This window comes from Salinicola sp. (assembly GCF_982684285.1).
In genome coordinates, this window is sequence record NZ_CEXLVS010000131.1 from 1 (window position 1) to 11,392 (window position 11,392).

Here is an 11,392-nt window from a genome sequence, read left to right on the forward strand (position 1 = left end):
ACTCCTCGGGAGAGGGGAGTTCGCCGAACATCAGCAGATAGCACAGCTCCACGTAGTTGGAGTTCTCGGCCAGCTGCTCGATCGGGTAGCCGCGGTGGAGCAGCGTGCCGGCGGCGCCATCGATGTAGGTAATGCCGGATTCGCACGAGGCGGTAGCGACGAAGCCAGGATCGTAGGTGAACAGGCCTTCTGCGGTCAGGCTGCGGACGTCGATGACATCGGGGCCGATGGTGCCGGCATATACCGGCAGCTCGATGGCGTTGTCGACACCATCGACCGCTAGTTTCGCTTTTCTGTCAGCCATGTTGGCCTCCTTTATCGTGACATAAGTCTTTGTCTTTACTGCCGTGCGGGCGAAAAATAGTTTGCCCACTATAGATTTCCGCGGGGGATTGTCAATTCGCCTAGGTCGCCTTGACACCGTGGTTGCGGCGTTTGTCGTGGATTCTGGGAAGGTGGTGGAGTGCCGGGGACAATGATGTGATCCGTGGCCTTTCGGGCTGAGTCGCCATCATACCCATCGAGTGGGGCGGGCCGACAGCGACAAAATAAATTTCATGGACTGTCGACAACCCGGAAGCCAGCGGCGGCGGGCCCGGTGGGGCATTTTCCCTGTCAATGGCGTGTGTGGTGATTTGTCATACCGTTACCCAAACCCTATAATCTGCAACCGCACGATATGGCATCGTCAGCCGGTTTGGGCCGCATCGGAACTGCATCTTGCGACCGTGATCCAGCTTCTAAAAACCACCGCCCTGAACGGGCACGACCCGTTTGGGTTAAGAGAGTGTTTAAGAGCCGTGAATAGCAAACGTCCAGTAAACCTCGACCTGTCCACCATCCATTTTCCACTTCCCGCACTCACCTCTATCGCACATCGCATCACCGGCGTCATCCTTTTCGTCGGGCTGATCTTCGGCTTCTGGGCGCTGGACGCTTCGCTGTCTTCTCCCGAGGGGTTCGAGTCGGTGCGTAGTGCCCTGGCGCACAACGTGCTGGTGAAGCTGATTGCCTGGGGCCTGCTGTCGGCGCTCGGCTTCCACTTCGTTGCGGGGATCAAGCACCTGCAGATGGACACCGGCTACGGTGTCGATCTCGAGGGTGGCAATCGCAAGGCGCAGATCACCGTCGTGATCAGTGCCGTTCTGGTGGTTCTGGCAGGAGTCTGGGTATGGTAACCAACATCACGAACCTCGGCCGCAGCGGCTTGTCCGACTGGCTGATCCAGCGTGTCTCCGCCGTGGTGCTGGCGCTTTATGCACTGTTTGTCGTGGCTTATCTGCTGTTTCATCCGAACCTGGACTACGCCACCTGGAGTGGACTGTTCGCCCAGACCTGGATGCGCATCTTCTCCTTGCTGGCCTTCATTTCCATGGCCGCTCACGCCTGGGTCGGTCTGTGGACGGTATCCACCGACTATCTCAAGCACACCGGTGTTCGCTTCGGCTTCCAGGCCGTCGTGATTCTTGCCATCTTCGTTTTTCTGGTGTGGGGCGTTCAAGTCCTCTGGGGAGCCTGATCCATGTCAACCATGCGTAACCTGAGTTTTGACGCCATCATCATCGGTGGTGGCGGTTCCGGCCTGCGAGCGGCGCTCGAACTGGCCAAGTCCGGCAAGAAGACCGCGGTCCTGTCCAAGGTTTTCCCGACCCGTTCCCACACCGTTTCCGCGCAGGGCGGCATTACCTGTGCCATCGCTTCCGCCGATCCCAATGACGACTGGCGCTGGCACATGTACGACACGGTCAAGGGCGGCGACTACATCGCCGACCAGGACGCAGCGGAGTATCTCTGCTCCGAGGGACCCAAGGCGGTGTTCGAGCTCGAGCACATGGGGTTGCCGTTCTCGCGTTTCGACAACGGCCGGATCTACCAGCGTCCGTTCGGCGGTCAGTCCAAGGATTTCGGCAAGGGCGGGCAGGCCGCGCGGACCTGCGCCGCCGCCGACCGTACCGGGCATGCGCTGCTGCACACGCTCTATCAGAACAACCTGAAGAACAACACGGTCTTTCTCGACGAGTGGTACGCCATCGATCTGGTGAAGAACGCCAACGGCGATGTCGTCGGCTGCATCGCGCTGTGCATCGAGACCGGTGAAGTCGTTCACGTCAAATCCAAGGCGACCGTGCTGGCGACCGGCGGGGCGGGTCGTATCTACGCTTCGACCACCAATGCCCTGATCAATACCGGCGACGGTATCGGGATGGCGCTGCGCGCCGGCTTCCCGATGCAGGACATGGAGATGTGGCAGTTCCACCCGACCGGCATCTATGGCGCCGGCACGCTGGTCACCGAAGGATGTCGCGGTGAAGGCGGCTACCTGATCAACAAGGACGGCGAACGGTTCATGGAGCGCTATGCGCCCAACGCCAAGGATCTGGCCGGCCGCGACGTGGTCGCCCGCTCCATGGTCATGGAAGTGCTGGAAGGGCGCGGCTGCGGTGAAAATGGCGACCACGTCATGCTGAAACTCGATCATCTGGGCGAAGAGGTGTTGATGAAGCGCCTGCCCGGTATCGTCGAACTCTCCAAGACGTTCGCCCATGTCGATCCGGTCAAGGAGCCGATCCCGGTCACGCCGACCTGCCACTACATGATGGGCGGGATCCCGACCAACGTGCACGGCCAGGCCATCACCCAGGATGGCGACGGCAACGACCGGGTCGTCAACGGTCTGTTCGCCTGTGGCGAGGCGGCCTGCGTCTCGGTTCACGGCGCCAATCGCCTGGGGGGCAACTCGCTGCTCGATCTGGTGGTGTTTGGCCGGGCTGCCGGGATCTATATCGACCAGGCGCTCAGCGAGGGTATCGACTATCTCGACGCCTCCGCCTCGGACATCGAGCGTGCGACCAGCCGGTTGGCACGCTGGAACGAGTCCAGTGGCGGCGAGTCCGTCCCCGAACTCAAGGCCGAGCTGCAGAACACCATGCAGAACGCCTTCGGTGTCTTCCGCCAGGAAGACAACATGCAGGAAGGGGTCAAGAAGCTGGCGGAGCTGCGCGAGCGTATCGGACAGGCCCACCTGGGCGACAAGTCCGACGTCTTCAATACGGCGCGTGTCGAGGCGCTGGAACTCGACAACCTGCTGGAGGTGGCCGAGGCCACCGCGATCGCGGCGCTCGATCGCAAGGAGAGCCGCGGCGCTCACTCGCGCTACGACTATCCGGATCGCGACGACGTCAACTGGCTCAAGCACTCGCTCTTCCATCCGGGCGACAAGACCGTGACCAAGCGTGACGTCAATTTCACGCCGAAGACGGTCGATACTTTCGAGCCGAAAGTCCGTACCTACTAAGGGGGTTGTCAACGATGTCCAATCTTCAGGTTTCCGTTTACCGCTACAACCCTGAGACCGATTCCGCGCCCTACATGCAGGAGTTTCAGGTCGATACCCAGGGGCGCGATCTGATGGTTCTCAACGTGCTGACCATGATCAAGGATCAGGACAGCTCACTGGCTTTCCGTCGCAGTTGCCGAGAGGGCGTCTGCGGCTCCGACGGCATGAACATGAACGGCACCAATGGCCTGGCCTGCATCACGCCGCTGTCGGACGTGGCCAAGGACAACAAGCTGGTGCTGCGCCCGCTGCCGGGCCTGCCGGTCATGCGTGACCTGGTGGTCGACATGGGTCTGTTCTACAAGCAGTACGAGCGCATGCAGCCGTATCTGCAGAACGACACGACGGCGCCGGCGATCGAGCGTCTCCAGTCTCCGGAAGAGCGCGACAAGCTGGATGGCCTGTACGAATGCATCCTGTGCGCCTGCTGCTCGACCTCCTGCCCGTCTTTCTGGTGGAACCCGGACAAGTTCGTCGGTCCCGCCGGCCTGCTGCAGGCCTATCGCTTCCTGGCGGATTCGCGGGACAACGCCACTCAGGCGCGTCTGGCCGAGCTGGAAGACCCGTTCAGCCTGTTCCGGTGCCGCGGCATCATGAACTGCGTCGCGGTCTGTCCGAAAGGGCTGAATCCGACCCGGGCCATCGGGAAAATTCGCGAAATGCTGTTGTCCAACGCGACCTGATCGTCAAAGGCGGCATCTACGACTTAAATCGTAGCGCTGGGCTTGTTATCATGTCGCCACGCTACCGGCTGCGGCGCGATGTCGCAGCCGGTCAGAGCTCAAGATGTCAGCCGGTGCCTCGTGCACCGGCTTTTAACGATCATGAAGACGCCTTGAATGGCATGGTCGTTGGCCGTCTCGCGACGGTTCCGGAGTGACGCCGAGGCGCAGCTGCGACCGGCGCCGACAACACCCCATCAGTGTAGGGTGAACGAGAGATGCAAGAAGGCATAATGGAGTTGATGTGGCGCACTTCCCACATGAGCGGCGGCAACGCCCACTATGTGGAAGCGCTCTACGAGCAGTACCTGAATGATCCCGCGACCGTTCCCGATGAGTGGCGCCAAGCTTTCGAACAGTTGCCACGCCTGGAAGGCTCTCCCTCCCAAGACGTCCCCCTCAGTCCCATCCGGGAACAGTTCTATCAGCTGGCGCGTGAGCGCCGCGCCCCGGCGACCGCCGCCACCGGCAGCAGCGAGAACCGCAAGCAGGTCAAGGTTCTCCAGCTGATCAACGCGTATCGCTTCCGCGGCCACCAGCGCGCGAACATCGACCCGCTCGGTCTGCGCAAGCCCGACACGGTTCCCGATCTCGACCTCTCCTTCCACGATTTGACCCAAGCCGACATGAACACCGAGTTCCAGACCGGTTCGTTCTTTCTGGGCAAGGAAGAGGCGTCACTCAAGGAGATCGTCGAGGCGCTGGAGCAGACCTACTGCCGCTCGATCGGCTGCGAGTTCATGCACATCGTCAACACCGAGGAGAAACGCTGGTTGCAGCAGCGTTTCGAGTCGGTGCGTTCCAAGCCGAAATACAGTCAGAGCGAACGCCAACATCTGCTGGAGCGCCTGACCGCGGCGGAGGGGCTGGAGAGCTATCTCGCTTCCAAGTACCCGGGTACCAAGCGGTTCGGTCTGGAGGGGGGCGAATCCTTCATCCCGATGATGGACGAGGTGATTCAGCGCAGCGGCAACTACGGCGTCAAGGAAGTGGTGATCGGCATGGCCCACCGCGGACGTCTCAACCTGCTGGTCAACATCCTCGGCAAGAGCCCGTCGGAACTGATCGACGAATTCGATGGCAAGAAGCAGATCGAACAGGGTTCCGGGGACGTCAAGTATCACCAGGGCTTCAGCTCCAATGTGATGACGCCCGGTGGCGAGGTCCACCTGGCACTGGCGTTCAACCCCTCGCACCTGGAGATCGTCTCTCCGGTGGTGGAAGGGTCCGTTCGGGCGCGTCAGGATCGCCGTCAGGACGGCGACGGCAAGCAGGTACTGCCGGTGGTGGTGCATGGCGATGCCGCCTTCGCCGGCCAGGGCGTGGTGATGGAAACCTTCCAGATGTCGCAGACCCGGGGCTACAAGACCGGCGGGACATTGCACATCGTGATCAACAACCAGGTCGGTTTCACCACCTCGCGTGCCGACGATGCGCGTTCGACGGAGTATTGCACCGATATCGCCAAGATGGTCCAGGCGCCGATTCTGCACGTCAATGGCGACGACCCGGAAGCGGTGCTCCATGCGACCCAGGTCGCCGTGGACTATCGCAACGAGTTCCAGCGCGACGTCGTCATCGACCTGGTCTGCTACCGTCGCCGTGGCCACAACGAGGCCGACGAGCCCTCCGGCACCCAGCCGTTGATGTATTCCAAGATCAAGTCCCACAAGTCGACGCGGACGCTCTACGTCGAGCAGCTGATCGAGGAAGGCGTGCTGGACGAGGACCAGGCCAAGCAGATGGGCGAGCAGTATCGCGACGATCTGCTGGCCGGGAACCATGTCGCCAACGCGCTGGTCAAGCAGCCCAACACCGGCCTGTTCGTCGATTGGACGCCGTACCTCGGTCACGAGTGGAGCGGAGACACCGACACCAGTTGCGATCTCGACCATCTGACCCAGTTGGCGCAGAAGATGAGCGAGATCCCCAACGGCATCGACGTCCAGCGTCAGGTCGCGCGGGTCTACGAGGAGCGGCGCAAGATGCTGGCCGGCAACCAGCCGCTTAACTGGGGCTTTGCCGAGACGCTGGCCTACGCCACCCTGGTCGATGCCGGCCATCCGGTGCGCCTGACCGGGCAGGATACCGGGCGGGGGACGTTCTCCCACCGCCATGCCGTGGTGCATAACCAGGCCGACGCCTCGACCTATGTTCCGCTGCAACATATCAAGGACGACCAGCCCGCCTTCGCCATCTACGACTCCTTCCTGTCGGAAGAGGCCGTCCTGGCGTTCGAATACGGCTACGCCACCACCGCGCCCAACTCGCTGATCATCTGGGAAGCCCAGTTCGGCGACTTCTTCAACGGCGCTCAGGTCGTGGTCGATCAGTTCATCTCCTCGGGCGAGTCGAAATGGGCGCGTCTGTGTGGCCTGACGCTGCTGCTGCCGCATGGCTACGAGGGGCAGGGGCCGGAGCACTCCTCCGCGCGTCTCGAGCGTTTCCTGCAGCTCTGCGCCGAGCACAACATGCAGGTCTGCGTGCCGACCACGCCGGCGCAGATCTTCCACCTGTTGCGCCGTCAGGTGATCCGTCCGCTGCGCAAGCCGCTGGTGGTGATGTCTCCCAAGAGCCTGCTGCGCCACAAGGCCGCGACCTCGACCATGGAGGAGCTGGCGGAGGGGCGCTTCCAGATGGTCATCCCCGACGTCGGCGAGCGGGACCCCCAGCAGGTCAAGCGAGCCGTGCTCTGTTCGGGCAAGGTCTACTACGATCTCGCGACCTACCGCTCCGAAAACGAGCGTGACGACACCGCGATCATTCGTGTCGAGCAGCTCTATCCGTTCCCCAAGGACGAGCTGTGGGAAGCGCTCAAGACCTATCCGAATCTGGAGCAGGTCGTCTGGTGTCAGGAAGAGCCGCTCAACCAGGGCGCCTGGTATCAGAGTCAGCACCATCTGCGCCTGGTGGCGGGCATGGTGCGCGAGGGATTGGATCACAGCCTCAAGTTCGCTGGTCGTCCGGCATCCGCCGCGCCAGCCGCGGGCTACATGTCTGTCCATGTGGCCCAACAGAGCCAGCTGGTCGACGACGCTTTCAACGCGTAAGGCGCCTTGCCGCTGAGACAGGCGCGAGAGAAAAGAGACTAAGGATACGACATGGCTACTGATATCAAAGCGCCGACTTTTCCCGAATCCGTTGCCGAGGGAACGGTCGCCACTTGGCACAAGAAAGTGGGCGATAGCGTCGAGCGCGATGAACTGATCGTCGAGATCGAGACCGACAAGGTTGTCCTCGAGGTGGTGGCGCCCGAGGCCGGCACCCTCTCCGAGATCAAGATCGAGGAGGGCGATACCTGCGAATCCGAACAGGTGCTGGGCGTTCTCGGTGCCGCCTCCGAAGGCGGCAAGAGTGAAGATAAGCCGGCCAGCGAAGACCAGTCGGGCGGCAAAGACAAATCGGGTGGCGAGCAGAAGGCGGGTGGCGAGAAGCCGGCTGCCAAGCCCGCCGCATCCGGCAAGAGCTTCGAGGTCAAGGCGCCGAGCTTCCCCGAGTCCGTGCAGGAAGGCACCGTCGCCAGCTGGACCAAAAAAGTCGGTGAAGCGGTCAAGCGCGACGAAGTGCTGGCCGAGATCGAGACCGACAAGGTCGTGCTGGAAGTCGTCGCCCCGGCCGACGGCGCGCTCTCCGAGATCAAGGTCGAGGAAGGCGAGGTGGTCGAATCCGAAGCGGTCCTGGCGCTCTTCTCCGAAGGCGCAGGTGGCGAGGGCGATAGCGGCGCTTCCGCCGAATCCGCCGGCGACCAGGACGAGGCTCCCGCCGCCGACGGCGAGGAAGACGCCAAGGTGGACGGCAAGATTCTGGCACCTGCCGCGCGCAAGCTGGCTGCCGAGAACGATCTCGACGTCAGCAAGATCGAGGGCACCGGCAAGGGCGGTCGGATATTGAAGGAAGACGTGCAGAAGGCGGTCAAGGACGGCTCGGCGAAGAAATCCGCCAAGCCGGCTGCCGCCGCCGCACCGAAAGCGGCTGCGACGCCGGCGGTCGAAGGCGATCGCCCGGAACAGCGCGTGCCGATGAGCCGCCTGCGCCAGACCATTGCCAAGCGCCTGGTCCAGGCTCAGCAGACCGCCGCCATGCTCACCACCTACAACGAGGTGGACATGAGCGCGGTGATGGCACTGCGCAGTGAATACAAGGACACCTTCCTCAAGGCGCACGACGTCAAGCTCGGCTTCATGGGCTTCTTCGTCAAGGCGGCGACCGAGGCGCTCAAGCGCTTCCCCGACGTCAATGCCTCCATCGACGGCACCGATATCGTCTACCACGGCTACCAGGATATCGGCGTCGCCGTCTCCACGCCGCGGGGGCTGGTGGTGCCGGTCCTGCGTGATACCGACAGCATGAAGCTGGCCGATGTCGAGAAGGCGATCGGCGATTTCGGCAAGCGTGGTCGCGAGGGCAAGCTCGGCATCGACGACATGCAGGGCGGCACCTTCACCATTACCAATGGCGGCATCTTCGGCTCGCTGATGTCGACGCCGATCCTGAATCCGCCGCAGACCGCGATCCTGGGCATGCACAAGATCCAGGAGCGCCCGATGGCGGTGAACGGCAAGGTCGAGATTCGCCCGATGATGTACCTCGCCGTCTCCTACGACCACCGCATGATCGACGGCAAGGACGCGGTTCAGTTCCTGGTGGCGATCAAGTCGCTGCTGGAAGACCCGGCGCGCCTGTTGCTGGATATCTGATGACCGGAGCCCGGACCTCTCGCGTCCGGGCCAGCGGATATTCGCACCGTCGCACACGAATTCGAAGACTGAACGTCAAACGAAGCGAACAGGAATATTTTCATGGCCGATAAATTCGATGTGATCGTCATTGGCGCTGGCCCGGGAGGCTACGTCGCCGCGATTCACGCCGCGCAACTGGGCCTCAAGACAGCCTGCGTCGAGAAGTGGGTCAACAAGGAAGGCAAGACGGTTCACGGCGGCACCTGCCTGAACGTGGGCTGCATCCCCTCCAAGGCACTGCTGGAGACTTCGCACAAGTTCGTCGAGACGCGCGACCATTATGCCGAAATCGGCATCAACGTCGGCGATGTGGCGACCGACGTGAAGAAGATGATGGAGTTCAAGAACAGCGTCATCGCCAAGAACACCGGCGGTATCAGCATGCTGTTCAAGTCCAACGGCGTCACGGCGCTGGAAGGCACCGGCAAGCTGCTCGATGGCAAGAAGGTCGAAGTGACCGGTCACGACGGCAAGACCGAGACCTATGAGGCCGACAACGTCATCATCGCCTCCGGTTCGGTGCCGGTGAACATTCCGCCGGCGCCGATGACCGACGACGTTATCGTCGATTCCGCCGGTGCGCTGGAGTTCGCCGAGGCGCCCAAGCGTCTGGGCGTGATCGGCGCCGGGGTCATCGGTCTCGAGCTGGGCAGCGTCTGGAGCCGCCTGGGCAGCGAAGTCACCGTCCTCGAGGCGCTGGATACCTTCCTGCCGATGGTCGACCAGGCGATCGCCAAGGATGCCCAGAAGCTGTTCAAGAAACAGGGCCTGGACATCAAGATGGGCGCGCGGGTGACCGGCTCGGAGATCAAGGGCAAGGGCAAGTCCCGCGAGGTCGTGGTCAAGTACACCGACAGCGACGGCGAGCAGGAACAGACCTTCGACAAGCTGATCGTCTGTGTCGGCCGCAAGCCCTATACCGAGAATCTGCTCGACGATGGCGCCGGCATCAAGCTCGACGAGCGTGGCTTCATCTTCGTCGATGACCAGTGCCGTACCAATGTCTCCGGCGTCTACGCCATCGGCGACGTGGTGCGTGGCCCGATGCTGGCCCACAAGGCGTCCGAAGAGGGTGTCATGGTCGCCGACATCATCGCCGGCCAGAAGCCGGAGATGAACTACGACGCCATTCCCAGCGTCATCTACACGGCGCCGGAAGTGGCCTGGGTCGGTATCAACGAGCAGCAGGCCAAGGAGCAGGGCATCGAGGTCAAGACCGGTGCCTTCCCGTTCTCGGCCAGCGGTCGCGCACTGGCCAACAATGCGCCGGAAGGGATGGTCAAGGTCATCGCCGATGCCGAGACCGACCGCGTCCTGGGCGTCCATATTCTCGGCCAGCACGCCGGCGAATTGATCGCCCAGGGCGTGATTGCCATGGAGTTCGGTTCCAGTGCCGAAGACCTGGCGCTGACCTGTTTCGCACACCCGACGCTGTCGGAGGCGGTGCACGAGGCGGCGCTGGCTGTCGATGGGCACGCCATTCACATGGCCAACCGCAAGAAACGCAAATAGGTCATTCTCCAGCGTTTCCTGCACTAGGTGCCATTCCCATGGGGATGGCACGGGGGCGACGGGCCGGTTTTCGGCTCGTTGCCATTCGAGTCACATGCAACCTAATGGCATGAATCGATGAACCTTCACGAGTATCAGGGCAAACAGCTGTTTGCCGATTACGGTCTTCCCGTTTCCAAAGGCTTCGCCGTCGACACGCCGGATGAAGCCGCGCAGGCCTGCAAGAAAATCGGGGGCGACAAGTGGGTCGTCAAGGCTCAGGTTCACGCGGGCGGCCGCGGCAAGGCCGGCGGCGTCAAGCTGATCAAGAGCCCGGAAGAAGCCAAGGCGTTTGCCGAGCAGTGGCTGGGCAAGAACCTGGTGACCTATCAGACCGACGAGAAAGGTCAGCCGGTCGCCAAGATTCTGGTCGAGAACTGCACCGATATCGCCAGCGAGCTGTATCTGGGCGCCGTGGTCGATCGCGCCACCCGTCGCGTGGTCTTCATGGCCTCCACCGAAGGTGGCGTCGAGATCGAGAAAGTGGCCGAGGAAACTCCCGAGAAGATCCTCAAGGCCGAGATCGATCCGCTGGTCGGCGCTCAGCCGTACCAGGCACGCGAGCTGGCGTTCCAGCTGGGCCTGAACAAGGACCAGATCAAGCAGTTCACCAAGATCTTCCTGGGCCTCTCCAAGCTGTTCCACGACAAGGATCTGGCGCTTCTCGAGATCAACCCGCTGGTGATCACCGACGAAGGCAATCTCCACTGCCTCGACGCCAAGATCAATCTCGATGCCAACGCCATGTATCGCCACCCCGATCTGCAGGCGATGCGCGATCCGTCCCAGGAAGACGAGCGCGAAGCCCACGCCCAGGAGTGGGAACTCAACTACGTGGCGCTCGACGGCAACATCGGTTGCATGGTCAACGGTGCGGGCCTGGCCATGGGTACCATGGACATCGTCAACCTCAACGGCGGCAGCCCGGCCAACTTCCTGGATGTCGGCGGTGGCGCGACCAAGGAGCGCGTGGCGGAAGCGTTCAAGATCATCCTCTCCGATACCAACGTCAAGGCCGTCCTGGTCAACATCTTCGGTGGTAT

General features: G+C 62.4%; 9 protein-coding genes. 8 read left to right on the top strand and 1 reads right to left on the bottom strand.

Going from position 1 to position 11,392, the window contains the following annotated elements:
* Positions 1 to 304, bottom strand: a 304-nt coding sequence (locus AC3AYF_RS12375) for a citrate/2-methylcitrate synthase (RefSeq protein WP_295039600.1), incomplete at its 3' end; no start/stop codon positions are given.
* A gap of 496 nt (positions 305 to 800) precedes the next feature.
* Between AC3AYF_RS12375 and sdhC the strand changes: the two genes are divergently transcribed.
* The 8 genes from sdhC to sucC form a co-directional block, all read left to right on the top strand.
* A complete protein-coding gene (gene sdhC, locus AC3AYF_RS12380; protein WP_487779798.1) occupies positions 801 to 1,178 on the top strand; it encodes a succinate dehydrogenase, cytochrome b556 subunit in 378 nt (125 codons plus the stop codon).
* Positions 1,172 to 1,519: a succinate dehydrogenase, hydrophobic membrane anchor protein gene (sdhD, locus tag AC3AYF_RS12385; RefSeq protein WP_075562585.1), complete on the top strand. Its 348-nt coding sequence runs from the start codon at positions 1,172 to 1,174 to the stop codon at positions 1,517 to 1,519. The genes sdhC and sdhD overlap by 7 nt, the downstream gene beginning before the upstream one ends.
* A gap of 3 nt (positions 1,520 to 1,522) precedes the next feature.
* On the top strand, positions 1,523 to 3,295 hold the full coding sequence (sdhA, locus tag AC3AYF_RS12390; RefSeq protein WP_295039606.1) for a succinate dehydrogenase flavoprotein subunit: 1,773 nt from the start codon (positions 1,523 to 1,525) through the stop codon (positions 3,293 to 3,295).
* Positions 3,296 to 3,309: 14 nt separating this feature from the next.
* Entirely contained in the window at positions 3,310 to 4,020 is a 711-nt protein-coding gene (locus tag AC3AYF_RS12395) for a succinate dehydrogenase iron-sulfur subunit (RefSeq protein ID WP_295039607.1), read from the top strand.
* Between the two features lie 257 nt (positions 4,021 to 4,277).
* Positions 4,278 to 7,109, top strand: coding sequence for a 2-oxoglutarate dehydrogenase E1 component (locus tag AC3AYF_RS12400; protein WP_487779799.1), 2,832 nt, complete (start codon positions 4,278 to 4,280; stop codon positions 7,107 to 7,109).
* 51 nt (positions 7,110 to 7,160) lie between these two features.
* Positions 7,161 to 8,756 carry a 2-oxoglutarate dehydrogenase complex dihydrolipoyllysine-residue succinyltransferase gene (odhB, locus tag AC3AYF_RS12405; RefSeq protein ID WP_295039611.1) on the top strand — a complete coding sequence of 532 codons (1,596 nt, stop codon included), beginning with the start codon at positions 7,161 to 7,163 and terminating at the stop codon, positions 8,754 to 8,756.
* Positions 8,757 to 8,858: 102 nt separating this feature from the next.
* Positions 8,859 to 10,310, top strand: coding sequence for a dihydrolipoyl dehydrogenase (gene lpdA / locus AC3AYF_RS12410; RefSeq protein WP_295039614.1), 1,452 nt, complete (start codon positions 8,859 to 8,861; stop codon positions 10,308 to 10,310).
* 117 nt (positions 10,311 to 10,427) lie between these two features.
* On the top strand, positions 10,428 to 11,392 hold a 965-nt coding region (gene sucC / locus AC3AYF_RS12415), incomplete at its 3' end, for an ADP-forming succinate--CoA ligase subunit beta (protein ID WP_487779800.1).

Coding starts and splice junctions, on each gene's coding strand:
- sdhD (WP_075562585.1), top strand. CDS start 1,172: ATGGTAACCAACATCACGAACCTCGGCCGCAGCGGCTTGTCCGACTGG.
- sdhA (WP_295039606.1), top strand. CDS start 1,523: ATGTCAACCATGCGTAACCTGAGTTTTGACGCCATCATCATCGGTGGT.
- AC3AYF_RS12395 (WP_295039607.1), top strand. CDS start 3,310: ATGTCCAATCTTCAGGTTTCCGTTTACCGCTACAACCCTGAGACCGAT.
- AC3AYF_RS12400 (WP_487779799.1), top strand. CDS start 4,278: ATGCAAGAAGGCATAATGGAGTTGATGTGGCGCACTTCCCACATGAGC.
- odhB (WP_295039611.1), top strand. CDS start 7,161: ATGGCTACTGATATCAAAGCGCCGACTTTTCCCGAATCCGTTGCCGAG.
- lpdA (WP_295039614.1), top strand. CDS start 8,859: ATGGCCGATAAATTCGATGTGATCGTCATTGGCGCTGGCCCGGGAGGC.